The following is a 24,206-nucleotide window of genomic DNA, read 5'->3' as shown; positions in this document are numbered from 1 at the left end:
GGCATACGGTGCGTTCATGGCGAGTGTGCTCGTGGTCGAGGACGACGCGAACGTCCGTACCGCCCTGATCCGTGAGCTGAGCGCGCGGGCCCACGCCGTGCGCAGCGCCGGGAACGCGATGGACTGCCTGCGCGAGATCACCCAGACCCCGCCCGACGTCGTGATCCTCGACCTCGGCCTGCCCGACCTCGACGGCGCCGAGGTCCTGAAGATGCTCCGCGGCGTGTCCGACGTCCCCGTCATCATCGCGACCGCCCGCGACGACGAGCCCGAGATCGTCCGGCTGCTGAACGCCGGCGCCGACGACTACCTCATCAAGCCGTTCTCCGCCGAGCACCTCAGCGCGCGGCTCTCGGCCGTCCTGCGCCGCTCGGCCCGGTCCGGGCCCACCGCGGACCTGCGCGTCGGCGGCCTGCACATCGACGTCGACCGGCGCGAGGCGACCCTGGACGGCGCGCCCCTCGAACTGACCCGCCGCGAGTTCGACCTGCTGTCCTACCTCGCCGCCCGCCCCGGCCGCGTCGTCGCCCGCCGCGAGCTGCTCGCCGAGGTGTGGCGGCAGGCGTACGGCGACGACCAGACCATCGACGTCCACCTGTCGTGGCTGCGCCGCAAGCTCGGCGAGACCGCCGCCGACCCCCGCTACCTGCACACCGTGCGCGGCGTCGGCGTCCGCCTCGCCGAGCCGCCCCGCCCATGACCCGGCCGGCCGCGCGGGGGCCGGGGGCATGAGGCGCACGCTCGTCCTGGTCTCGCTGGCGGTCACCTCGATGGTCGCGCTGGCGTTCCTGATCCCGCTCGCCCTGACCGTCCGCGAGATCGCCCGCGACCGCGCCCTCACCACCGCCGAACGCCAGGCCAGCGCGCTCGGCCCCGTCCTCGTCGTCACCCAGGACCCCGCGTCCCTCGACCGCGCCGTGGCCAGCACGCAGGCGGGCGCGGCCGGGCGGATGACCGTCCACATGCCGGACGGCGACCGCGTCCCCCGCACCGCGCGCCCCGACTCCCGCGCCGACCGCGGGCGGATCGCCGAGGCGGGACGCCGGGGCCGCTCCCACACCGCCCGCGTCTCCGGCGGCTACGCCCTGCTCCAGCCGGTCGCGCTCGACGCGGGCCGCACCGCCGTCGTCGAGGTGTACGTCCCGGACGCCGACCTGTCGCGCGGCGTCTGGAAGGCGTGGCTCGTCATGACCGCCGTCGCCGCCGCGCTCGTCGCGGGCTCGGTCGCCGTCGCCGACCGCCTCGGCGCCCGCATGATCCGTTCGACCCGCCGGCTCGCGGAGGCCGCGGGCGCGTTCGGCGACGGCCAGCTCAACCTGCGCGTCGAGCCGGACGGCCCGCCGGAGCTGGTCGAGGCGGGCCTGGCGTTCAACGCGATGGCCGACCACGTCGTCCAGCTCCTCGCCGCCGAACGCGAGATGGCCGCCGACCTGTCCCACCGCCTGCGCACCCCCCTCGCCGCGCTCCGCCTGAACGCCGAGGCCCTCGGCGACGGCGCCGTCCCCGACCAGACCCGCGAGGCCGTCCACCGCATCGAGCGCGAGGTCGACCAGATCATCCGAACGGTCCGCCGCCCGACCGCCCGCGGCTCCTGCGACGCGTCCAAGGTGCTGCGCGACCGGGTCGCGTTCTGGTCGGTCCTCGCCGAGGACGAGGGCCGCTCCTGCGAGCTGATCGGCGCCGACCGCCCCGCGCCGCTGCCCCTCCCGGGCGCCGAACTGGCCGCCGCCGTGGACGCCCTCCTCGGCAACATCTTCCGCCACACCGCCGAGGGAACGGGCTTCGCCGTCACCCTCCACCAGGGCCAGGGCGTCACCGGCATCCTCGTCGCCGACGGCGGCCCCGGCATCGCCGACCCCGACGCCGCCCTCCAGCGCGGCCGGAGCGGCGGCGGCTCCACCGGCCTCGGCCTCGACATCGCCCGCCGCGCCGCCGAGTCCACGGGCGGCTACCTCCGCATCCACCGCTCCGTCCTCGGGGGCGCCCAGATCCAGATGTGGTTCCGCACCCGCTGGCTGCCCCCCGCCCGCCGCTCCCGCCGCCTAGTCCGCCGCCGCCCCTCAACCCACTGAACGCCCGCAGAGCGCCGCCCCGACAGCGGCCACCGTGTCACCGTCCTGCGCGGCCGACTCACCCGGATAGAGATTCACCATGACCGTCGCCTGCCTGCCGTCCACCGTCGCACCACCGAACGTCTGGAACCCGGGAATGCCACCGTCATGCCCCCAGTACAGACCCCCGCAGGGCAACCGGTAGCTATCCAGCCCAAGCCCGTGGGCAGCGCCACCACTCGACCGAGTCCTCATCATTTCCCGCAACTGCGCCGGACGCAGCAGCCTCCCGCGCACGAGCGCCCCGAGAAACCGATTGAGATCGGCCCCATTGGAGATCATCGAACCCGCCGCCCCCGCGACCGTGGGATTGATGCGGGTGATGTCCAGAAGCTCCACATCTTGACCGACCCGCGCATACCCGCGCGGATGCGGCCCCGGAATCCCCGACCTGTCTCCCGGCACGTACGTACGACTAAGCCCGAGCGGCTCGATAACGCGCCGCCGGATCTCCCGCCCATAGGAACGGCCGGTCACCTTCTCGATAAGCATCCCGGCCAGCAGGTAACCGGTGTTGGAGTAGCGCACCGCGTCGCCCGGCTCCTTGCCGGTCGCCGGATGGGCGAGCGCGAGTTTCACCAGGTCCCGGGCATCATGGTGAACGAGCGGATTGTTGAGCACGTCCTCCACGCTCAGATAGTCGAGGTAGTCGGGAATGCCACTGGTGTGCTGGAGCAACTGCCGAACAGTGACCACCCGCCCGTCCCCGCCGGGCCCGCGTACAACACCGGGCAGATAACGCTCCACCGGCGCGTCCAGCACGACGCGTCCCTCTCCCACCAGTTGGAGCACGGTCGTCGCCACGAACATCTTCGTCATACTGCCGATCCGGAACGTACTGTCCCCACGCACCGGCGCCCGGCTAGCAACATCCGCGACCCCACTGGTCAGCACCCGCTCACCACCCCGACCATCCATCCGAACCAACGCCCCCGGCCCCCCATCGACCGTGGTCAGCCGCTCCAAGACCTCCCGCACCCCATCCCGGCCGGTAGAGGCGCTCGCAGCCGCTCCGACCACGACCTCCCCCGCAACCACCACAGCCAGAACAACTACACCGCTCAACGCCCGCCGATGCTTGATCATGCGTGCTCCCTGGATAGCGAGACCCCTCACGCTAGCCACCAGGCCCCCCAACCCACGTCCCCCCGAAGTGCCACAACCCACCTCACACCAGAGTCCCGCCCAGTCCACCGCCACTCGCCGCCGTCCGGTCCAGCGGGTCTGTGGCTCGGGCGAACGGTTGAGCCGCATACTCACCCAGCCGGTCGTGAGCGACCGGCGCACGTTTCCGCCAGCGCCGCTCGTCGACGGACTCGGGGCGCCACGGGGCGGTGCCCGCGGCCGCGACCAGCACCACCAGGTCATTACCGGGCGGCCTTCGCCGCTGCCGAAGGCCCGGGCGTTGAGGAGGATCGGGACGGCCAGTAGCGTCTGGGACTTCGTTGAGGCGGTATGGGAAGGAAAGCGTCAGGACATGAATGGACCGCGCCGAACGGTCACTGCCGGAGTGGTGGCCGCAGCGCTGGCGACCATCGTGGCCGCGACGCTGGTGGCGGGCGTCTCCTGGTTCGGCGACGCTGGGGACGGGGCGGAGGCCGAGGGCGGAACGCACACCGTCACCCTGGAGGTAACCGGGCCGCACGTCCCTGATTGGATCCACTACTCCTTCACCCTCCTCACCACGGGCATGACCGGGGGACTGACCTACGGCAGCGGCGAGACCGTGCGGCCGCCATCACTGCCGTGGACGAAGACCGAGACCGTCGCCGGCACCCGCCCCGGGCGCCCGATCTTCCTGGACTCGGGCACCGTCGTGAAGAACGGGCAGTACGGCTTCGCGCCGTGCGCGATCAAGGTGGACGGCGAGGTCGTGGCCGACAACGAGAACGGCAGATCAGGCCAGGGCTGTAGGTACCTCCTCAAATGACCGGCGCATCCTCACCCCTCCGGAAGCGATGGAACACTTCTTCGCCCCTGACGGGGCCGAGGCGTCTCGGACCGGCGGCCGGAGGATCTTGATCATTATGCGATGGAATCGCCCCATGGCGGGCTGTGCGTGCGCGGTGGTCCTGGTGACCTCATGCGGTGGGGGCACGGGTACGGCCGCCGGACGGCCGCCCGGTTCCGGCTCGTCGGCGTCGAGCAGGTCCACTCCGCCCATGCCCACCACGTTCCCGACGCCCAACGGCTTCGCCGACATCGAGCCGGGCGACCTCGTCCACCCGCCCGACTTCGAGGGCCTCGGCCCGCCCGCGGCGAAGCGTGATCTCCGCGAGATCGTCGGCACCTGGCGGACGGGCGCCGGCGAGACGGACGACAGCATGTCCTTCGACGCCGACGGAAGCGTCGACGGCGGAGGGGTGCCCGACGTCTGTTCCGGTCACGCGTACCGCCACCAGAAGGGCTACCTCGTCAAGCGGGCCTGCTCCAACGGGACGTACTGCTGGCTGATCATGTCCCGTCCTCGCCCCGGCAAGGGCGGCAAGAAAATGATCAGACCTCTCCGGAGGGCCTGCTTCGAAAGCGACGGCTCGGGCCCGCGCAAATTCGGCCCCCTCAAAAACAACGGCCCCGAATACTACTTCCAGCCCAACTAGGCGCCAACGATTCCCGAAGGCCCCGACGCGCTCGCCACGGTCCCCTGCCCGGCCAGGGACCGCCCGTCATTCCGCCAACCGTCCCCCGACGGCCTCCCCTCAAGCCAAGATCACTGGGGCCTTAACGGGGGCTTAAGCGGGGGCCGGACGGGCCCGGCCTGGCCTAACTTGATCTTTGCGTCCTCCCGTCCGCGGGCTCGGCGGCGTCCCACACCGCCGGCGGGGCCGTACCGGGGACTCCGACCGCGGTTCCGGCGACTTCCTTCCCCGCCGGACAGTCGCCGGGACCGCGCCCGCCCGTCCGGGATTTCACCAGCGAATGGTCTGCGAACGGTCTTCGCGCCGTGTCCCACGTGCCCCATGCGCCCCGGCGGGGAAGGGTGATCGGCATGCTGGACGAAACCCGAACCCCCCACAGGCCGAAGACGGACTGGACGGTATTCGGCGTCACGGCCGTCCTGACCCTGGCGTTCATCGTCTGGGGCGCGGTCGCCACCGACTCCCTCGAATCGGTCTCGACCTCCATGCTGAACGGCACCATCCGCAACGGCGGCTGGGCGTTCGTGCTCGTCGCGTCCGGATTCGTGGTCTTCGCCCTCTGGCTGGCGTTCAGCCGCTACGGCCGCATCACGCTCGGCGCCGAAGGGGAGACGCCCGAGTTCCGCACCGTCTCGTGGATCGCGATGATGTTCAGCGCCGGCATGGGCATCGGCCTGATGTTCTACGGCGTCAGCGAACCCCTCAGCCATTTCACCGACCCCCCGCCCGGAACGTTCCCCGCCAACGCCTCCGCCGCCGACCGCATCGACATCGCGATGGCGACGACCCTCTTCCACTGGACGCTGCACCCGTGGTCGATCTACGCGGTGATGGGCCTGGCGATCGCCTACAGCGCGTTCCGCCGCGGACGCCGCCAGACGATCAGCGCCGTGTTCACCCCGTTCATCGGCGAGCGCCACCTCAACGGCCCCGTCGGCAAGATCATCGACATCCTCGCCATCTTCGCGACCCTGTTCGGCTCCGCGGCGTCGCTCGGGCTTGGAGCGCTCCAGATCGGCAGCGGCATCGAGGAGCTCGACTGGGCCTCCGATGTCGGCGAGACGCTCCTCATCATCGTCATCGCCGTCCTCACCCTCGCGTTCGTCGCCTCCGCGGTCTCGGGCGTCGAGAAGGGCATCCAGTGGCTGTCCAACATCAACATGGTCCTGGCCCTGATCCTGCTGGTCTTCGTCTTCTGCGTCGGCCCGACGATCCAGATGCTGAACCTCGTCCCCACCTCGATCGGCGAGTACGTCGGCGACCTGCCCCAGATGGCCGCCCGCACCAAGGCCACCGCGGGGAACGACGTCGACGCGTGGCTGTCCAAGTGGACGGTCTTCTACTGGGCCTGGTGGATGTCCTGGACGCCGTTCGTCGGCATGTTCATCGCCCGCATCAGCCGGGGCCGCACCATCCGCCAGTTCGTCGGCGGCGTCATCCTCGTCCCGAGCGCCGTCAGCCTGGTCTGGTTCGCGGTCTTCGGCGGAACGGCCACCAAGCTCGAAGCCGACGGCGCCGGCCTCGCCGGCAAGGCCACCCAGGAGGGCCAGCTCTTCTCCCTCCTGCGCGAGTACCCCCTCGTCGGCCTCACCAGCGTCATCGTCATGATCCTGGTCGGCATCTTCTTCGTCTCCGGCGCCGACGCGGCGTCCATCGTCATGGGCACCCTCTCTCAGGACGGCACCCTCGAACCGTCCCGCCCCATCGTCGTCGTCTGGGGCGTCCTCACCGGAGCCGTCGCCGCCGTCATGCTGCTGATCGGCGGCGGGGGCGATGCCGCCCTGACCGGCCTCCAGAACCTCACGATCCTCGTCGCCGTCCCGTTCCTCATCGTCATGGTCGCCATGTGCTTCGCCCTGACCAAGGACCTCCGCAAGGACCCCCTCATCCTCCGCACCCTGAGAGGCCGCGAAGCGGTGGAGACCGCCGTGATCACCGGCCACGAACGCTACGCGGGCGACTTCGAACTCGAAGTCATCGCCGCCGACCCCGCCACCACCCTCGACACCCCCGACCTCCCCGCGAAGACCGCTGACCGCTCCGCGAAGTCGGCTCCGTTCCTCCCCGGAGCCGACACTCGTCTCTACCGCCCGCCGAACGGCGTCACTCGCCGCGAAGGATTCCCCCGGCCGCCGTAACGACCACGTGCCCCGACCCGTTGCAACGCGCCGCGGACGCCGTTCACACGTTTTGCAGACGTCCTCGCTCTTGCTGCCGAAATGACGCCGCCGTTAAGGTCGGCGTTGTCCCTGCGGGGGAGGCGTCCCGTGAAGTTCTCCTGGTTTCCCAGTGTGGTGACTTGCCTGCTGATCGGATCGGCCTTAGCGGGCTGCGGCTCCCACGATCCGGAGCGCCCCGTTGCCACGCCGAGCAGCCCGTCCCCGAGCACGCCATCTCCCCAAGGGAACGCCATCTCCGCCGCCACCCTGCGAGCAGCCCTCATCCGCAACTTCCGAGGGGCCGTCCTGGACGATGGCGACGTCCAGTTCGGCAAGCCCATCGACTCGGGGCCTCTCGCCGAACTCGACCACTCAAGCACGATGGAGCTGCCCGGCATCGTCCCCGAAAAGTGCAAGGACACCGCCCGGGAAATCGACGCCACCCGTACTCCCCACGCGCCCGCCGCAGCGATCACGCTCCGCAAGTCGGACCGCGAAACCGCGACCCAACTCCTCGTCAGCCTCCCCGCATCCGAGATCAACGCCGCACTCGCGCGCAGGGTCCAGAACACCTGCCGGAACTTCACGGTCCCCGGCGGCGGAGTCATGCGCTTCGAGGACTTCCAGCCTCCCTCCATCGGCCTCGGCGCCCACGGCCTGCGAACGACACTCAAGCCCCCGCCGGCAACCCCTACCCACCCACCAGCGGCTGCACGATCACCTTCCGCACAGCCGGCGGCAAAGCCCTAGGAATAGTCGGCTACACCGCCACCAAACCGTCCAACTCCTGCCCCTTGGCAACAACCCTGGCCCGCCAACTCCACCCCCGCCTCCACCCCTGAGCCCACCCCACCGTTGGCCCACAGCACGCGCGCAGATTCCTCATTCCCCCAGGTGAACGAACACCGAAGCTACTTCCCCTTCAAGACGTCTTGGCAGGGGGCACCGCCGCTTCAGCGAGTGGAGCGCTGTGCGGGTGTGGACGAGCTGCACCGGGTCCTACTGGACGAGCACGGCGTGGCCGGGGAGCCGGACTGGTCGCGGTACGGGATCGAGTCGGTCAGCGTCCGCGCCATCGAAGCGGGAGCTGACGGGCCCGCATCCTGCCAGCACTCATGACAAGCTCGGGCTGGAACCGCTGGTGAAGGGGAGCGCGCCGGTCCGGTCCCGGCGCGGTATCCAGACCTCCAGCCGACTCCCACAGCACCGCCGGGTGGTCGAACGCATCGTGTCATGGACGAACCATCGCCGCTGCTGGCCGCGCCGCCGCCACGAACGCAAGGCCGAGCATCTCCCGGTCTTCGCCGGCATCACAGCCGCCTTCATCCGCTACCCCCGCCTCACCAAGCGAGACGACACCCAAGCCGTTCCCACTAAGGAGCGGTGGGCCTAACGAGGACTGGTGGGGTCCACGGCCCCGAGGTGAACGGGCAATACCACCATGCAGACGGGGGCGATCTCGTCTCTGCACTCAGGGTGCTCCCATGCTGCCGGTGGAGCACGGCCCGTGAACAGGAGCCACCTACGGCGTCTACCAGGGTAAACGCCAGGAATGACTCTTCGTCAGATGTTAAATCGAGGCATATTCGCAACCGAGTAACCCGTTGTGTCGTAGCCTGGCTGTGCAATCCCACATCCTCGACAACGGAACACGCAGGTGGGACGTTGTTCTCCAGGAGAGAGCCAAGCATGGAACGGGCTGGCCAGTCGGCAGGTCGTTATGATCATATACGCCGTCCGTGTAAGTCCTTGCCGCAGGCTGTTCTTCTCGTGGCCGGTGCCGTTGTATTGGTATCGATTGCCTTCGCTGTCACTTTCACGGGTAAGCCTTCGACGCTGAATGCCAGCCCTTGTCCCACCTATCCACCTCAACCTGGGCGGGCCAGTAGACAGGACGAGTATCGTTCCACTGACGAACGGAGAATGATTCCAGGGAAACCTCGAAGGGTTTTCGCTTGTTTCTACAAGAGCGACGGCGGGGTTAGTTCGAAGGTCAGGCTTCGAAAGCGCCATGTTGTCCCGCAGGATGACGTGGCGAGCGTAGTGCGGGTGCTCGGGGAGCCTGTGCGTGAAGTCGTAAGCGGCTGCCCACTCCTGGGACAGCAGCAGCAAATCATGTTCATTGCTCAATTTGCCGACGAGCCGGACCTCAGAGTGTTGACGCGCATCAACGGATGCCGCTTCGTATCCAATGGAACACTGCGTGGTTCCTATCGGTCGACGTCAACCGATCTGGACATCATCAGAGCATCGAATCTGATGTGAACCTGGGGGACTCGGTTACGAGCGCCCCCAAGTCTCATCCCGGTGTGCTCGACGGGTTACTTGATCACGCTCGGTCGGCCGAGTTGGGCCAACGGGGCCTGGGTGTTGGAGATGCCCCAGTCACTGATAGTTCCGTCGCTCGAATTCACGACCAGGGTCAGCGTGTTCCCGTGTGGCGCGTTCTGCCCCTGAGGTCGACTCGCCACAGCTCCATCGAACTGGCCTCGAACCTGAACCATGTAGGACGCGCTGTCCTCCGCGACCTGTGACCCGGTAAGGGCGACGGCCTTCTTCCTCGAAGTCTGTACGTACGTGATGTCTACGGGTTCTCCTCTCCGTTGGCGGCGCTGAGGTCGTGGGCCAGCGTCCGGAGAATCGTCGGTGCCGACGATTCTGTTACCGGAGTCCTCGCGGTGGTCGCCGGCTGAGGCTGCGCAGCACAGTTGTTCGTCCAGGCGTGCCCGTATGGCCCGGTTACATCGTCGCCATGGTCTGTGGCGCCACCCTACCCCCGCCACCGAGCGACCCTCTGTGCCCTCCTGGACCACACCGCAGACGACCTGTGGCCCCAGCTCTCCGCACCGCGCCCGCTCCCCGAACCACCGGGCGCCCAGATCCTCGCCACCTACCCGCACCGCTGGGCCGTCCCCCGAGCCGTCTGGCAACACCACTTCGCCAGCGCACGCCACGAGATCGGCATCCTCGCCTACGCCGGCCTCTTCCTCGCCGAAGACCAAGGCGTCATGCGAACCATCGCCGACAAGGCCCGAGACGGCGTCACCGTCCGCATCCTCCTCGGCAACCCAGACGGCCCTCGCATCTCAGAACGAGGCGCAGACGAGGGCGTAGGAGACTCCCTGGCAGCCAAGATCCGCAACGCCCTCGTCCTCTACGAACCCCTGCGCGACCTCGACAACGTAGAGATCCGCCTACACGACACTGTGCTCTACAACTCCATCTACCGAGCCGACGACGACCTCTTGATCAACCCCACGCCTACGGCATCCCCGCATCCCACGCCCCCGTACTCCACCTCCGCAGCACGCAACCCACCGACATGGCCGCCACCTACCACCACAGCTTCGATCGAATCTGGATAGGGGCTATTGCGTAAAAAAAACTACATGTCCGGAGCACTCTGGAGAGCACTTCTGCCATCTCATCAGGTGCCTTCTTTGCGTTGTCACCGACCGCGACTCTACTCACTTTCCCTCAAAGAAGAAGGAAGTGCTTATAATCAATCAGAGCACTTGAGAATCATCGTCTTCTAAGTCATGGAATCCTTCTGGTGGAGGCAGTTTATCAACCATTGCCCGAGCCTGCTCGTCCCCCCGACTAGCCGCTACTCGCATCCATATATAGCCACCCAGTGTAAGGCCGACTTCAGTCATATCAGTTGCAAAAGCGCGAATCTCCATGGAAGAGATGGATTTGCTCGCTTGTTGAACTGCTGTGCCTTCCTGGTCTGGGCGCCCGTCTTTAGCAAAAGCAGCCAAAGCGAGTAGAGTGTCTACCGTTCTGGAATCGAGGTCGAGAGCATCTTCGGTGTTCCTATGTGGTAGCGCCTGTACCAACTCAACCAGAACTCGAGTAATGTCCAGTTCCAGCATGGTTGCCATGCAGGCGACGCAGAAGTTAATGGCTAGGCAAGTGCGGACAAGAGAAACTATCTGTAGTTCACTGACGTCGGGCAGCTGTCCTTTCTTGGCCCACTGTCGCATCAGAATCTGTAGAATTGGGTGGCCGGCAAGAATTCCGATGCATGCGCAGCCGAAGAAGTGTGGATCGTCAATCGACATCTGACACAAAACTTCATGCCAGATCTGTTCTGGGATCTCTTTGAAGATGCTCAGTGTCGACGTAAATCCGGTAGGGTCGTCCTCGGTTGTGACCGCCTCGCTATTTCCCTGCCTGTGCTCGAGTAGATAGTCGAAGGCAATATAGGTCTCGTCGCCGCACGGAATAAGACACGAACTGGCTCCTTGTACTTCTTCGGTAGCCCATTGAAGTGCCTCGTCCAGATCGATGCGGGTCGTGCGTGCCAAAAGGCGGGGGTCTAGGTAGGCTGAAAAAGCTTGCTCTAGCCAAACCCTTGGGACGGGGGAGATGTATCCAGCAAGACGTATATCAACGGCGGCGGAGACTAGAGAGGCCCCAAGTTCACAACCGCCATGCAAGCCAGAAAGCCAGCGGTCGACTGCAGCAGGACCAGCAGCCAGATACTCTGCGAACCCTGCGCCTGTCTCATTGTGCAGCGCTGCGGCAACTCGCGAGTCCGATGTCAGGCGTCGAGCAGTAGCTATCTCGCTCTTATCTAGATGGCGCCCTAAGCGCACTGTGGTTGATGCCTCGATCGCTCGTTGGGCACCTATGACGACATTGGACGACTGAGGCAATCCACCGCTCATATATAGAGCACTTTTTGCCTGAGCGCGAAGCGTGGCCAAGATTAGAACTTTGTTTCCCTCGGCGCGGGCTATGGCACCTATCAAGGAATCGTCCAGGCCGTCGGGAGTTAGAAACCGCTCCAAGTCGTCGAGCCAAATTGCTGCACGGCGAAGCCTTCCACCCGACTCAACGTACCTCCTAAGGGCGTTACCGTCCCTAGGTATTACTATTGATTGCCATGTGTCTCGGAAACGCTTAAGTGCTTCAAAGGCTGTTCGAGACTTTCCCGATGCAGAATTTCCTTCCACGATGACGAAGCCGCCCTGTTTGATCGCTTGATCTAGGTTGCTATCAATGGTCCGAGCGACATAAGGCGGTAGCGGCGATTTATCCTCAGACCTTAGGGAGGGATGGATTCGGCAGTTTCTAATGGGATCAATGTCATTCAAATCGGCGACGAGGACCGCGCCTGTTCTGTGTAGGCCGGCGAGGGCAATATCTTCCTTGGTGACTTGTCCTCGGACGTCGGAAAACGCTTCATCTGTCACTACCGTTACGGTGAACGAATCATCCAGGAATGAGAGATTCTTTGCTCGATATTCACGACTTTTGCGCTGAGCATGTTTGACAATCTTGCGAGAGTCAAGCGCTGGGACCATGAACAAATAGTGACGAATTGGTGCATTGCCTAGTATCTCGGCAAGTTCTATGCGATACTTTTCCAGCTTGCATAGGTCTTCAGTCAGCTTATCTCGCTGCTTTTCATACCTATCTTGCGCGGTTGTCTCACTTATTGGGGCGTAGCATTGGATTGCGATTCCGGTAAAGGTGAACGCCTCAATCCCAAGATCGCCGCCATGTCGCGAAGGAACCACCTGCACATTTTCAAGACCGTATTGCCTTCTGAGAAGTGAGAGGCAGTATGACTCCCACTCTGTGCCAAGCCAATTAGTCATGCGTCTTTCCCTTGCGCCCCGCGATCGTCGTACCATCCCAAGATACAATCATCCGCTTGCTCGCGCAGGGCTAGTGTTGGCAGGGTTCCGGTCTCGGCAGAACTACTCACCTGGAGCGGTAGGGATGGGCCTCGGAGAGTGTCTGCGCTGCACCTCCTCCCTGGTAGGAGGCTTCAATCCCCTTGAGCAGCCTCCGCCTGGTTGGTGAGGCGCTCGGTGAGCATGAGGACTGTGATCGCGAGTTGCGTTCCAGTGAAGTCGCCTAGATGGTGACTTCGTAGTCGGCGAGGGGCTGTTGGTTGACCTTGCCGTTCTCCATGGCGATCATCGCGGCGCCGGTGATCTGTAGGCAATGAAGCGGCTATGCCGCTGGTTGGAGGAGCCAGGGAGCCAGTCTCGGGAGCCAATGCCTCTCGGCCTAGGGCGACAGGGGCCGACTGAGCCGGACTGGTTCCCGGGCTCCTACTCTTGTTCGTGCAGGTCAGCGGCTCGGCATGCGACTTCCCCGGATGGCCCCGGACGGTGCCTGAATAAGGGTGGCTCAGCGGTTCCCTAAGTGAGGGTTAAGGGTGGGGGTGGGGGTGTTGGGGCGTTCTAGGTTGAGGGGGTCATGTTGGAGATACGGCGGAGGTGGTGGGTGGAGAGCTTTGTGAGCGTCGGCTGAGGTTCCGACTGAGGTTCCTGAATGAGACAGGTTTTCGGCCCGTACGGCCTTGCAACCCCGCTCTGGGGCCGTGCGGGCCGGAGGCTTATCTCGGGAGGGCGCCGCGGAGGAGGAGGCGGAACGCGTCGGCGGTGCCGGTGGCGGACGTGTCGCCGGTGGCCAGGCGGCGGACGGCCAGGCCGTAGAGGAGGGCCACGGCGGCGGGGGCGTGCGACTCGGCGTCGGGGATGCCGAGGGCGGTGAGGACGGCGGTCGCCAGGCGGTCGTACGCCTCGACGGAGCGGGCCGAGGTGGCCTGGACCTCGGGGTCGCGGGCGGCGTGCAGGTGGAGTTCCAGGTTGGCGATCTGCTCGGGGCCGTGGGCGAACTCGGCGATGGCCTTCTCGACCTCGTCGGCGGCCTGGTCGGGGTGGGGTTCGCGTCGCGGAGGGTGGCGATGCGGGCCGTGATGCGGGCGATCTCGGCGTCCACGAACGTCTGGAGCGCCTCGCGGAGCAGGTCGCTCTGGCTCGGGAAGTGGTAGGTGAGGGAGCCCAGCGAGACGCCGGCGGCCTTGGCGACGGCGCGGTTGGTCACGGCGCCGACGCCCCTCTCGCCGATCAGGCGGAGGGCGGCCTCCAGGATGCGGTCTCGGGTCACCCGGCCAGTATTGCGGGGGTACGCCGCGCGGTCTATCGTTCGTTCGAACGAACGAGAGGTGTGGCGATGGACGGGCTCGCGGAGCAGGCGGGGTTGCTGGCCAGGGGAGAGGTCTCCTCGGTGGAGATGGTCTCGGCGTCGCTGGAGCGGATCGAGCACAAGGCATCGCTGGGCGCGTTCCGGGTCGTGCGGGCGGACGCCGCGTTGGAGGAGGCGCGGCGGGCCGACAAGCGGCTGGCGGAGGGGGAGCGGCTGCCGCTGCTGGGGGTGCCCGTCGCCATCAAGGACGACACCGATCTGGCGGGGGAGACGACGCCGTTCGCGGTGCGGGGCGACCATCCGGTGGCGGCGCGGGACGCGGAGGTCGTGCGGAGGCTGCGGGCCGCCGGGGCCGTGATCGTGGGGAAGACCACGACGTGCGAGGTCGGGCTCTGGCCGTTCAGCGAGTCGGCCGGGTACGGGGCCGCGCGCAATCCGTGGAACGAGGCGTACTCGCCGGGCGGGTCGTCGGGCGGCTCGGCGGCGGCCGTCGCGGCGGGGATGGTCGCGGCGGCCGTGGGGTCGGACGGGGCCGGGTCGATCCGGATCCCCGCCGCCTGGACGGGACTGGTCGGGATCAAGCCGCAGCGGGGACGGGTGTCGGGGTTCCCGCACACCGACCCGTTCAACGGGATCACGGTGTGGGGGCCCATCGCGCGCAGTGTCGGGGACGCGGCTCTGCTGCTGGACGTGCTGACGGGGAGCCATCCGGAGGACGTCTATCAGCTTGATCCGCCGGTGACGCCTTTCGCGGAGGCGGCGAGGCGCGATCCTGGGCGGCTGAGGGTCGCCGTGTCGTTCAGGACCGCGTTCGGGGTGAGCGGGCGGCTCGATCCCGAGATCCGGGCGGCGGTCGAACGGATCGCGCGGCGGCTCACGTCGCTGGGGCACAAGGTGTTCCCGGCCGATCCGGACTACGGGCTGGTCGGGCTGGGATTGGTCCCGCGGGGGACGTCCGGGGTGGCCGACCGGCTCGACATGATGAACGACCCGCGGCCCGAGCGGCGGACGGAGGTCGAGGCCCGCATCGGACGGCTGGTGGGGAGGCGGCTGCTGCCGCTGGCGAAGCGGATGGACCCGGGGCTGCGCAGGCGCGTCGGGCGGATCTTCCAGGTCGCGGACGTGGTGCTGACGCCGACGACCGCTCGGCTTCCGCTGAGGGTCGGGGCGTTCGACGGGGCGGGGTACCAGCGGACGCAGTCGGGGTCCGCCGCCGCCTGCCCGTACGCCTGGACGTGGAACGTCCTCGGGTGGCCGGGGGTGAACGTGCCGGCCGGGTTCAGCCGGAGCGGGCTGCCCATCGGGGCCCAGCTCCTCGGGCACGACTCGGACGAGGCGACGATCATCTCGCTGGCCGCGCAGCTGGAGGCCGTCGAGGGCTGGACCGACCGGCGTCCGGCGTAGAGCGGGGCCGCCGGGGACCACCACGCCCGTCCCCGGCGGCCCTCCGTTCAGTAGCCCGCGCCGGTCACGAGGCCGCCGTCGACCAGCACCTCGCTGCCCGTGCAGTAGCCGGAGTCGTCCGACGCGAGGTAGACGACCAGGCCGGAGACCTCGCGGCTGTTGCCGAGGCGGCGCAGCGGCAGGCCCTCGACCAGCGCGTCGGCGCGCTCGGCGGTCGCCTCGATGACGTCCGGCTGCATCGACATGGACGTGATGATGCCGCCGGGGTGGATCGAGTTGACGCGGATGCCGTCGGGGCCGAGCTCGCGGGCGGCGGCCTTGGTGAGGCCGCGGACGCCGAACTTGCTGGCGCTGTAGGCGGCGAGGCCGGCCGCGCCGATGAAGCCCTCGGTGGACGAGACGTTCACGATCGAGCCGCCGCCCGCGTCCCGCATGGCGGCGGTGACGGACTTGACGCCGAGCCACTGGCCGAGCAGGTTGACGTCCAGGACCTGGCGGAACTCGTCGAGGCTCATCTCCTCGATGGTCTTGTGCCGCATGATCCCCGCGTTGTTGACCAGGACGTGCAGGGCGCCGAAGTCGGTCACGGCGGTGCCGACGGCGCGCTCCCAGTCGGCGGGCTCGGTCACGTCCATCCGGACGAAGCGGACGGCGTCGCCGAGGTCGGCGGCGAGCTTGCCGCCCTCCTCCTCCAGGACGTCCCCGAAGACGACCTTGGCCCCCTCGGAGACGAACCGCCGGACGTGGGACTTGCCCATGCCGCGCGCGCCGCCCGTGATCAGGGCGACCTTCCCGTCAAGCTGTCCCATGAGCGCTCCTCGCGTGGTTCTTCGCGGCGGCCACCGCGACGGCGGCGGCCTCCATGCTGCGGTACACCGGCACCCCGGCGGCCCTGGCGATCTCCCGCACGGCGTCCTCGACCCCGGGCGGCGCGCACTCGGCGTTGCGCATCACCAGGGTGACGCGGGTCGCCGCAAGCTCCGCCTGGAGTGCGCCGACGCCGCGCGTGTAGGCGAGCAGCGGGTCGGCGCTGTCGCCGAACGTGAAGAAGCTCTGCGCGTTGACGTGGGCGATCACGTCGGCGTACGGGCGCTCGGCCAGGATCGCGGTCACCGCGCGCCGGACCAGGCCGGGGTCGCCGCGCGGGCCGACCGGGATCTCCAGCGGGTTGGCGAGCGAGGTCCCGGCGCCTAGGCCGAGGCCGCGCAGCGCCTCTCGGGCGGCCTCGGGGAGGGCGGCGAGGTCGAACCCCGCGCCGTCGAACACGTCGGCGGCCAGCACGCTGGCGCCGCCGCTCGGGCCGATGACCAGGATCTCGGGGCCGCCGGGCGCGGCGGGCCGCGCGGCGCTGTGGAGGTCGAACGCGTCGAGCACGCCGATCAGGTCGTCCTGGCTGGTGACGAGCGCGACCCCGGCCTGCGCGGCGAGCGCGGCCCAGACGCGGGTGTCGCTGACCATGCCGCCGGTGTGGGACGCGGCGGCCTCGCGGCCCTGCCCGCTCCGGCCGCCGACGAGGGCGACGACGGGCTTGCGCACGTTCCGCAGCGCCTCGAACAGGCCGCGCCCGTCGCGCGGGTCCTCCAGGTAGAGGCCGATGGCGCTGGTGGCCGGGTCGGCCGCCAGGTGGCCGAGCAGCTCGGCGGGCGTGACGTCGGCGCTGTTGCCGACGGTGGCGACCTTGGAGAACGCCAGCCCGCGCCGTTCGCCGACCTTGACGACCTCGCCCGCGAGCCCGCCGCTCTGCGAGACGACGGCGACGCGGCCGGGGCGTCCGGGCGTCCCGCCGAGGAACGTCTGGCCTCCGGCGGGGGAGTAGACGCCCATGCAGTTGGGCCGAGGAGGCGGACGCCCGCGGAGCGCGCGGCGGCCAGCAGGTCGTCCTCCAGGTCCGCGCCGCCCATCTCGCGGAAGCCGCCGCTCATGACCTGCACGAACGGGATGCCGGACGCCTGCCGGACGACGTCCGGGCACCGCTCGGCGGGCACGGCGACCAGCGCGTAGTCGATGTCCGGCCCGGCCTCGGCGAGCGACGGCGCGCACGGCACGCCGTCGATCTCGGACGCGGTCGGGTGGACGGCCACCAGGCGGCCCTTGAAGTCGGCGGCCTTGTAGAAGCCGAGGAACATGTTGCCGAAGTTGGGCTTCTTGGTGGACGCGCCGACCACGGCCACGCCGCGCGGGGCGAAGAGCCGCTCGAAGTCGGTCGGCGGGGCGGGCGCGGCTCCGGCGGACGTCGCGCGCGGCCTGCCCGGCAGGGCGGACGGGTCCAGGGGCGACGGCGAGATCAGCCGGGCGTCCACGGCGACGGCGCCGCCGGGCGTGCAGATGACCGGGTTGAGCTCGAACTCGGTGAGGTCGTCGCCGAGCGCCTCCACGATCCCGCCCTCGCCGCCGACGGCCAGCAGCACCCGGACGAGGGCGTCCCGGTCGATGGCGGGCTGCCCGCGGAAGCCGTCCAGCAGGGCCCGGCCGCGCAGCTCGTCCAGCATCGCGCGCGCGTCGGCCTCGGTGACCGGGCACAGCCGCAGGGCCGTGTCGCGGAGCACCTCGGTCCACACGCCGCCGAGCCCGGCGAGCAGCACGGGCCCGAACGCCGGGTCGCGGACGGCGCCGACGATCACCTCGACGCCCGCCTCCCGCTGCTCCTCCACGAGGAACCCGTCGGGCGGCTCCGGCAGGGCGGCGCGGATCTCGGCGGCGGCAGCAGCGGCGGCGCCCGGCGAGCCGAGCCCGAGGCGTACGGCGCCGGCGTCGCTCTTGTGGAGCAGGCCGGAGCCGTACGCCTTCACCACCAGCGGTGTGGCCAGTCCGCGGGCGGCGGCCTCGACGGACTCCGGGTCCGGCGCGGTCGCGCCGCGCGGCACGGCGACGCCGAACCCGGAGATCCACGCCTTGACGACATGCTCTGGGAGGTTGCTCATCTACTTCCTCGCGCGAACGGACGGGAGCGGAATCGGAGGGGCGTGCGGGCGTCCGGGAGGTCAGACCCGGTCGGCGTACGCGTCGCGGATGCCGCGGCGCAGCAGCTTGCCGGGACCGCCCGACGCGTCCTGGGTGTGGGGCAGCTCGCCGGTGACGACGACCGCGTCGGGCGCCTGGTGGGCGGGCAGCCGGGCGGCGAGCGCCGACCTGACCGCCTCGGCGTCCAGGGACGCGCCGGAACGGGGGACGACGGCGACGAGGATCTTCTGCTCCACCGCGTCCTGCCCCTCCGGGTGGGCGGGGACGCCGACGACGCCGGCCTCCGCGACGCCCTCGACCTCGATCGCGGCCTCCTCGATCTGCGCGGGCTGCGTCCACTGGCCGCCCTTGAGGATGGAGTCCTCGCGGCGGCCGAGCACGTACAGGAACCCGTCCTCGTCCATGCGGCCGAGGTCGCCGCCCACGTACCAGCCGTCGCGCAGCACGTCGGCGGTCTTGCCGGGCTGCTTGTCGTAGCCGGCCATCACGTTCGGGCCGTTGAGGTTGATCTCGCCGACCTCGCCGACGACGCGCTCGCCGTTCGGGTCGGTGACCCGCGCGGCGCACGACATGCGGGCGCGGCCGACGGACGAGATGTCCTGGCTGCCGTCGTCCTGGCGGCCGAAGCAGGTGTAGGGCGCCTCGGTCTGCCCGTAGTAGCTGTAGATCGCCGCGTCCGGCAGCCGCTTCATGATGCGCTCTCGCAGGCCGGGCAGCAGCGGCTCGCCGCCGAGGACGATCGCCCGCAGCGACGACAGGTCCACGTCCGCGTGGTCGTCCGAGCCGAGCAGCGCGGAGAAGAAGCTCGGGATCAGGCTGACGTGCGTGACCTTCTCGCGCGGAACGACCTTGAGGAAGTTGGCCGGGCCCCAGTCCTGTTCGAGGACCAGCGTCATGCCCGCGTAGAACGCCGGGCCGACCAGCGCCGGGAACCCGATGCCCCAGATGATCGCGCCCGTGCCCATGACCGAGTCCTGGTCGCGGTCCACGTCCAGCCAGATCTGGGCGGACGCCAGGGAGCTGAAGTGCGTGTGCATGACCGCCTTCGGCAGCCCCGTCGTCCCCGAGGTGTAGAACAGCGCGAGCAGGTCGTTGCCGAACCCGCCGAGCGGCGGCTCGGCCTCGCTCGCGCCCTCGGCGAGCGCGTCGAGGTCGACGGTGCCGGGCGCGGCGCCGCCGACGCGCAGCCACAGCTTGACGTTCGGCAGCTCGGGACGGATCGCGCCGACCAGCTCCTCGACCGTCGCGTCGTACACCAACACCGTGCACTCGGAGTGCTCGACGACCTGCCGCAGCGTGTCGGCGGGCCAGTACGGGTTGAGCGCCGCGACCGTCGAGCCGATCTTCATCTGCGCGAGGTACACCTCGGCGACGTGCAGCGTCTCGTTCATCAGGGACGCGACGCGCGCGCCCGGCGTCACCCCGGCGGCGAGCAGCGCGTGCGCGACGCGGTTGACCTTCCGGTTGAGCTGGTCGTAGGTGAAGCTCTGGTCGCCGCAGTAGGTCAGCGCCACCTTGTCGGGCGTGCGCAACGCGTTCGCGGTGAGGATCGCGTAGGCGTAGTTGCTGAACGGGGAGTTCTCTCGCGCCACGGCTCGGCTCCTTCGGCTCCGGCAGGGGTGGGACGGTGCGGCGGGGGGCGGTTGTGCGAGGGCTGCGGGGCGGACCGCGCGGTTACGGTGCGGGCCGCGCGGCCGGGAGCCCGGCGCGTCACGGGACGGCGGCGCCGCTCACTTCCGGCCGGCGTAGAGGATGAACGGGTTGCCCGCGGGGTCGCGGAGCACCGAGCGGACCTCGTGCGGGCCCTCCTCGGGCCCGCGGACCAGGCGCGCGCCCGCCGCCGTGAGCGTCTCGGTCATCGCCGCGACGTCGTCCACCTTGAACGAGATCGCGGGCACGCCCCGGTCACGTCCTCCTCCGCGCCCGCGATCGCGAACGTGGTGCCGCCGCCGTCCAGCGCCGCGAACCGGTCGCCGTCGCGGAACTTCAGCGGCAGGCCGAGCGCGTCCCGGTAGAACGCGACGGCCTCGCCCACGTCGCCGGCGCTGTAGAGGACGTTGCCGATACGGGTCATGGTGCGGGCCTCCAGTAGGGCATCGGGCCGAAGCCGTCCAGGTCGTCGAAGCACACCTCGACCGGCATGCCGATCCGCACGTCGCCGGGCGGGCAGCCGGTCACGCCGCCGAAGACCCGCGCGCCCTCGGGCAGCTCCACCCACGCGACGGCGTACGGCGGCGCGAAGCCGGGGAGGAACGCGCGGTGCACGACGGTGAAGGTGTGCACGGCGCCGCGCCCGCCGACGGTCTCGTACGGCAGGTCGGCGCCGCCGCAGTAGGGGCAGGCCGGCTCGGGGAAGTGCACGTACCGCGCGCATCCCGCGCAGCGCTGCAACGCCAGCTCGCCGCGCCCGCAGGCGTCCCAGTAGGGCGCGGTCAGCGGGCTCGGCGTCGGCACGGGGCGCGGGCGGTCCATCGCGAGCCAACCTAGCGCACGCTTGGTTTGCCGGACAAGGGCCGGTCAGCGGGCGGCGAGCGCGTCCCGGGAGAGGCGGTCGGCGCGCCGGGTGGTCTCGGGCAGCCGGTAGCGCGGGGTCAGCGCGAGCGCCAGATGGCAGGCGGTGTCGAGGTCCACCCGGTGGCCGACCGACACGAACACCGGGCGCACGCCGTCGCGGGTGCGCAGCACCCGGCCGACGACCTCGCCGCCGTCGCGCAGCGGGCTCCCGTCGCCCCGGCGCCGCCCCGGCGGATCGTACGAGCCGATGAACCCGGTCTTGGCGATCCCGATCGTCGGCAGGCCGGTCAGGACGCCGACGTGGCAGGCCAGCCCGAAGCGGCGCGGGTGCGCGAGGCCGTAGCCGTCGCAGACCAGCAGGTCGGGCGAGACGGGCAGCGCGCGCAGCGCCTCGACCAGCGCGGGCAGCTCCCGGAACGCGAACAGTCCCGGCACGTACGGGAACGCCGCCGTGCCCGTGACGACGCGTTCGGCCACGACCTCCAGCGAGCCGGTGTCGAGGACCACGGCCGCCGCGGCGAGCCGCACGCCGGCGCCGCCGCCGTCCCCGGCGTACGACACGTCCAGGCCGGCGACGGTGCGCGGCTCGCGCGGCCCGGGGCCGTCCAGGTCGAGCATCGGACGCAGCCGGTCCTGGATCTCCTCGGCCTCCCGCGGCGTCGCCGGCCACGGATGCAGGTCCGCCACCTCCACGCGCCCCACCTCCAGGACCGGCACGTTACCCGCCGCCGCCCCGGAACGCTTCCCAAGCAAGTGCTAGATTGATTACGTGGCGATCGATCTCGCCGGGCTGGCCGCCCCCGGGCACACCGCGCTGCTGGTGATGGAGATGCAGCGCGGCGTGGTCGGAGACCTGGCCAAGTTCCCGGACCTGGTGAAGACCTGTGACGAACGCGGCGTGGTGGCGAACGCCGCCCGCGCGGCGGACGCGGCCCGCGCCGCCGGGGTGCGGGTGGTGCAGTGCACCGCCGCGTTCCGCGCCGACCGGGCGGGCAGCCATACCGGCAACTGCCCGTTCATCAAGGGGCTGCTGAAGGACCCCGCGCACATGCTGGAGGGCACGGGCGCGGTGGAGGTGCTGCCCGAGCTGAGCGGCCCCGGCGACCTGGAGTCGCGGCGCTACCACGGCTTCTCGCCGTTCACCGGGACGGCGCTCGACCAGACCCTGAGGTCCCTCGGCGTGACCACGGTCGTCGCCGCCGGGCTGTCGCTGAACCTCGGCATCCCCGGGCTGTGCCTGGAGGCGGTCAACCTCGGGTACCGGGTCGTGGTGCTGACCGACGCGGTCGCGGGCATGCCCGCCGAGTACGGCGACGCGGTCATGGCCAACACCATCAGCCTGCTCGCCGCCCGCGCGACCAGCGCCGACCTCGCCGCCGCCTGGGCCTGCTGACCCGGCCGCCCTCCCGGCGGCCGCCTCCAACGCCCCGAACGAAGGGACGCCATGCACGGAATGGACCTCTCCGGCCGCACCGCCGTCGTGACCGGCGGCGCGGGCGGCATCGGACGGGCGATCTGCGCCGACCTGGCCTCGCTCGGCGCCCGCGTCGTCGTCGCCGACCTCGACCTGGACGCGGCCGAGGACGTCGCCAAGGAGCACGGCGGCACCGCCCGCCGGGTGGACCTCGGGGACGCCGCCGACGTCGAACGGTTCGCGGCCGAGGCCGGACCCGCCGACGTCCTCGTGCACAACGCGGGCGTCAGCATCGTCGAGCCGTTCGTCGACAGCGACCCGGCCGCGTGGGACCTGATGTGGCGCGTCAACCTGCGCGCGCCCATGCTGCTCACCAAGGCGCTCCTCCCCGGCATGACCGAACGGGGCTGGGGGAGGCTGGTGTTCGTCTCGTCGGACGGGGCGCGCGCCGGCTCGGGCGGCGAGGGCGCCTACGCCGCCACGAAGGCCGGGCTGTTCGGGCTCGCGAAGACGCTCGCGCGCGAGGCCGCGCGGGGCGGCGTGACCAGCAACGTCGTGTGCCCCGGCCCGACCGACACCCCGATGGTCCGGGCGGTCTCCGACCGGCACCCGGGCCTGCTCGACAAGCTCGCCAAGCAGATCCCGCTGCGCCGCATCGGCCGCCCGGACGACATCGCGGGCCTCGTCGCCTTCCTCTGCACCGACCGCGCCGGGTACATCACCGGCCAGACGGTCTCGGTCAGCGGCGGCATCACCATGTCCTGACCGTGCCGCCCAGGGAAGCCGAGCCGTACAGGAACCGCGCGTCAGGCCAGCGACGCGTAGGCGGCCTCGACCAGCCGGTAGGCGCGCAGGTCGCCGGAGAGCTGGTCGCCCATCAGGTTCGGCAGGTACGCGAGGGCCAGCCCCGCCTCCGCGTCGCCGAGCCCGATGGAACCGCCCGCGCCCGTGTGCCCGAACGCGTTCTCCCGTCCGGCCTCGGGCGTGAAGAACGTCATCGCGGGGCGCATGAACCCGAGCCCGAACGCGCTCTCGACGAGCATCGTGCGGTCCGTGCCCCGCACGCGCGTGCGGACCGCCTCGCGGAGCGTGTCCGGGCGCAGGATCCGGCCCGCGACCAGGTCGCGGTAGAACGCGGCGAACGAGGGCGCCGTCGCCATCATGCCCGCCGACGGCCAGCCCGCCCGCAGCACGACCGGGTTGTTGAACCCGCCCTTGCCCGGATGCGGGTTGTTGAGCGCCCGGTTGAGGGGGCTGTCGGGGTCGACGTAGGCGCCCGCGAGCCGTTCGAGGACGTCGCCGTCGCCGACCGCCTTCGGCGCGTCCGCCCCGCCCGGCGCGGCCGTCTCCCCGCCGGAGCCGGAGGACCCGGAGCCGGAGGACCCGGAGCCGCTGTTGAGGCGGCGTCCCGCGGAGAGCTTGGCGGCCCGTTCCAGCACGTCGTCCGGGGCGCCGATCCACAGGTCGAGGTCGCCGGCGAACTCGTCGCGGACGAACGTGCCGACCGGCCGCCCCGCGTGCCGCCGGACGATCTCCCCGGCGAGCCACCCGTACGTCAGGGCGTGGTAGCCGTGCGCCGTCCCGGGCGTCCACTCGGGGGCCTGCGCGGCCAGCTCGGCGGCGCGGGCGGGGGCGTCGGCCGCCTCCTCCGCCGACACCGGGCGGGCGAACGCGGGCAGCCCCGCCTGGTGCGACAGCAGGTGCGCGGCGGTCGTCCCCTCCTTGCCCTCGGCGCCGAACTCGGGCCACCAGTCCGTCACCGGGCCGTCCACCTCGTACGCGCCGCGCTCGGCGAGCAGCAGCGCCGCCGCCGCGGTCACCGCCTTGGTGCACGAGAACCCGAACGCCGGGGTGTCCGCCTCCCACGCGCGCCCCGTCCTGCGGTCGGCGACGCCGCCCCACAGATCGACCACCTTGCGGTCGCCGGCGTACACGGCGACCGCGGCGCCCAGCTCGCGGCCCTCGGCGAAGCCGGCCTCGAACGCCTCGCGTACGGCGCCGAACGCCGGATCGCAGTGGCCCTGCACGCCCTGCGCGGATGCACTCATGCGCG

23 protein-coding genes and 1 pseudogene are annotated in these 24,206 nt (G+C 70.1%); 12 read left to right on the top strand and 12 right to left on the bottom strand.

Annotation, left to right across the window (positions count from 1 at the left end; genetic code table 11):
* Positions 1 to 16 precede the first annotated feature (16 nt).
* Both GEV43_RS03865 and GEV43_RS03860 read left to right on the top strand, forming a co-directional pair.
* Entirely contained in the window at positions 17 to 700 is a 684-nt protein-coding gene (locus GEV43_RS03865) for a response regulator transcription factor (RefSeq protein ID WP_175249971.1), read from the top strand.
* 28 nt (positions 701 to 728) lie between these two features.
* A complete protein-coding gene (locus tag GEV43_RS03860; RefSeq protein ID WP_160819507.1) occupies positions 729 to 2,072 on the top strand; it encodes a HAMP domain-containing sensor histidine kinase in 1,344 nt (447 codons plus the stop codon).
* Here the strand turns inward: GEV43_RS03860 and GEV43_RS03855 are convergent.
* Positions 2,061 to 3,197, bottom strand: a complete 1,137-nt coding sequence (locus GEV43_RS03855; RefSeq protein WP_160819506.1) for a serine hydrolase — start codon at positions 3,195 to 3,197, stop codon at positions 2,061 to 2,063. The genes GEV43_RS03860 and GEV43_RS03855 overlap by 12 nt on opposite strands.
* A gap of 427 nt (positions 3,198 to 3,624) precedes the next feature.
* Between GEV43_RS03855 and GEV43_RS03850 the strand changes: the two genes are divergently transcribed.
* From GEV43_RS03850 to GEV43_RS03820, 7 genes are all read left to right on the top strand, one after another.
* Positions 3,625 to 4,041, top strand: a complete 417-nt coding sequence (locus GEV43_RS03850) for a hypothetical protein (RefSeq protein ID WP_160819505.1) — start codon at positions 3,625 to 3,627, stop codon at positions 4,039 to 4,041.
* A 232-nt stretch (positions 4,042 to 4,273) separates the two neighbouring features.
* The gene (locus GEV43_RS03845) at positions 4,274 to 4,711 is read left to right on the top strand and encodes a hypothetical protein (RefSeq protein ID WP_160819504.1); all 438 of its coding nucleotides are present in this window, start codon (positions 4,274 to 4,276) and stop codon (positions 4,709 to 4,711) included.
* A 389-nt stretch (positions 4,712 to 5,100) separates the two neighbouring features.
* Complete coding sequence (locus tag GEV43_RS03840) at positions 5,101 to 6,888, top strand: BCCT family transporter (RefSeq protein ID WP_160819503.1); 1,788 nt, start codon at positions 5,101 to 5,103, stop codon at positions 6,886 to 6,888.
* A 129-nt stretch (positions 6,889 to 7,017) separates the two neighbouring features.
* Positions 7,018 to 7,659: a hypothetical protein gene (locus tag GEV43_RS03835; RefSeq protein ID WP_160819502.1), complete on the top strand. Its 642-nt coding sequence runs from the start codon at positions 7,018 to 7,020 to the stop codon at positions 7,657 to 7,659.
* Between the two features lie 228 nt (positions 7,660 to 7,887).
* Positions 7,888 to 8,028, top strand: a complete 141-nt coding sequence (locus GEV43_RS03830) for a hypothetical protein (protein WP_160819501.1) — start codon at positions 7,888 to 7,890, stop codon at positions 8,026 to 8,028.
* A 912-nt stretch (positions 8,029 to 8,940) separates the two neighbouring features.
* Positions 8,941 to 9,174, top strand: coding sequence for a hypothetical protein (locus tag GEV43_RS03825; RefSeq protein WP_160819500.1), 234 nt, complete (start codon positions 8,941 to 8,943; stop codon positions 9,172 to 9,174).
* Positions 9,175 to 9,917: 743 nt separating this feature from the next.
* Positions 9,918 to 10,274, top strand: coding sequence for a hypothetical protein (locus GEV43_RS03820; protein ID WP_160819499.1), 357 nt, complete (start codon positions 9,918 to 9,920; stop codon positions 10,272 to 10,274).
* 141 nt (positions 10,275 to 10,415) lie between these two features.
* Here GEV43_RS03820 and GEV43_RS03815 read toward each other — a convergent pair whose 3' ends face one another.
* Together GEV43_RS03815 and GEV43_RS49365 are read right to left on the bottom strand one after the other, a co-directional pair.
* Complete coding sequence (locus tag GEV43_RS03815) at positions 10,416 to 12,443, bottom strand: hypothetical protein (protein ID WP_160819498.1); 2,028 nt, start codon at positions 12,441 to 12,443, stop codon at positions 10,416 to 10,418.
* Positions 12,444 to 13,267: 824 nt separating this feature from the next.
* Positions 13,268 to 13,558, bottom strand: a complete 291-nt coding sequence (locus GEV43_RS49365; RefSeq protein ID WP_309239997.1) for a hypothetical protein — start codon at positions 13,556 to 13,558, stop codon at positions 13,268 to 13,270.
* A 323-nt stretch (positions 13,559 to 13,881) separates the two neighbouring features.
* Here GEV43_RS49365 and GEV43_RS03805 point away from each other — a divergent pair, with 323 nt between their 5' ends.
* Entirely contained in the window at positions 13,882 to 15,264 is a 1,383-nt protein-coding gene (locus tag GEV43_RS03805) for an amidase (RefSeq protein WP_309239436.1), read from the top strand.
* A gap of 47 nt (positions 15,265 to 15,311) precedes the next feature.
* Here the strand turns inward: GEV43_RS03805 and GEV43_RS03800 are convergent, their stop codons facing one another.
* From GEV43_RS03800 to GEV43_RS03775, 8 genes and pseudogenes are all read right to left on the bottom strand, one after another.
* Positions 15,312 to 16,073 (bottom strand): glucose 1-dehydrogenase, encoded by a 762-nt coding sequence (locus tag GEV43_RS03800; protein WP_160819496.1) that lies wholly within the window; start codon positions 16,071 to 16,073, stop codon positions 15,312 to 15,314.
* Positions 16,060 to 17,088, bottom strand: a complete 1,029-nt coding sequence (locus tag GEV43_RS54580; RefSeq protein ID WP_309239435.1) for a hypothetical protein — start codon at positions 17,086 to 17,088, stop codon at positions 16,060 to 16,062. Before GEV43_RS54580 ends, GEV43_RS03800 begins: the two co-directional genes overlap by 14 nt.
* Positions 17,089 to 17,150: 62 nt before the next feature.
* Positions 17,151 to 18,185 (bottom strand): annotated as a pseudogene (locus GEV43_RS54575) (acetate--CoA ligase family protein); the annotation flags it as partial.
* Between the two features lie 60 nt (positions 18,186 to 18,245).
* Positions 18,246 to 19,817, bottom strand: coding sequence for a class I adenylate-forming enzyme family protein (locus GEV43_RS03790; protein WP_160819495.1), 1,572 nt, complete (start codon positions 19,815 to 19,817; stop codon positions 18,246 to 18,248).
* Between the two features lie 138 nt (positions 19,818 to 19,955).
* A complete protein-coding gene (locus tag GEV43_RS49355) occupies positions 19,956 to 20,123 on the bottom strand; it encodes a VOC family protein (protein ID WP_375539029.1) in 168 nt (55 codons plus the stop codon).
* Positions 20,081 to 20,299 carry a VOC family protein gene (locus GEV43_RS49350; protein ID WP_241682770.1) on the bottom strand — a complete coding sequence of 73 codons (219 nt, stop codon included), beginning with the start codon at positions 20,297 to 20,299 and terminating at the stop codon, positions 20,081 to 20,083. The genes GEV43_RS49355 and GEV43_RS49350 overlap by 43 nt, the downstream gene beginning before the upstream one ends.
* Entirely contained in the window at positions 20,296 to 20,697 is a 402-nt protein-coding gene (locus GEV43_RS03780) for a Zn-ribbon domain-containing OB-fold protein (protein ID WP_160819494.1), read from the bottom strand. The genes GEV43_RS49350 and GEV43_RS03780 overlap by 4 nt, the downstream gene beginning before the upstream one ends.
* 45 nt (positions 20,698 to 20,742) lie before the next feature.
* A complete protein-coding gene (locus tag GEV43_RS03775) occupies positions 20,743 to 21,432 on the bottom strand; it encodes an endonuclease V (protein WP_309239434.1) in 690 nt (229 codons plus the stop codon).
* A gap of 76 nt (positions 21,433 to 21,508) precedes the next feature.
* On the opposite strand from GEV43_RS03775, the gene GEV43_RS03770 reads away from it, so the two are divergent.
* On the top strand, positions 21,509 to 22,132 hold the full coding sequence (locus GEV43_RS03770; protein WP_160819493.1) for an isochorismatase family protein: 624 nt from the start codon (positions 21,509 to 21,511) through the stop codon (positions 22,130 to 22,132).
* 51 nt (positions 22,133 to 22,183) lie between these two features.
* Positions 22,184 to 22,918, top strand: coding sequence for an SDR family NAD(P)-dependent oxidoreductase (locus GEV43_RS03765; RefSeq protein WP_160819492.1), 735 nt, complete (start codon positions 22,184 to 22,186; stop codon positions 22,916 to 22,918).
* 41 nt (positions 22,919 to 22,959) lie between these two features.
* On the opposite strand, the gene GEV43_RS03760 is transcribed toward GEV43_RS03765, so the two are convergent.
* Entirely contained in the window at positions 22,960 to 24,201 is a 1,242-nt protein-coding gene (locus GEV43_RS03760) for a serine hydrolase domain-containing protein (protein WP_160819491.1), read from the bottom strand.
* Between the last annotated feature and the right edge of the window lie 5 nt (positions 24,202 to 24,206).

It is taken from the genome of Actinomadura sp. J1-007 (assembly GCF_009793335.1).
GTDB classification, from domain to species: Bacteria; Actinomycetota; Actinomycetes; order Streptosporangiales; family Streptosporangiaceae; genus Spirillospora; species Spirillospora yumaensis.
This window is presented reverse-complemented; position numbering and strand designations above follow the sequence as displayed.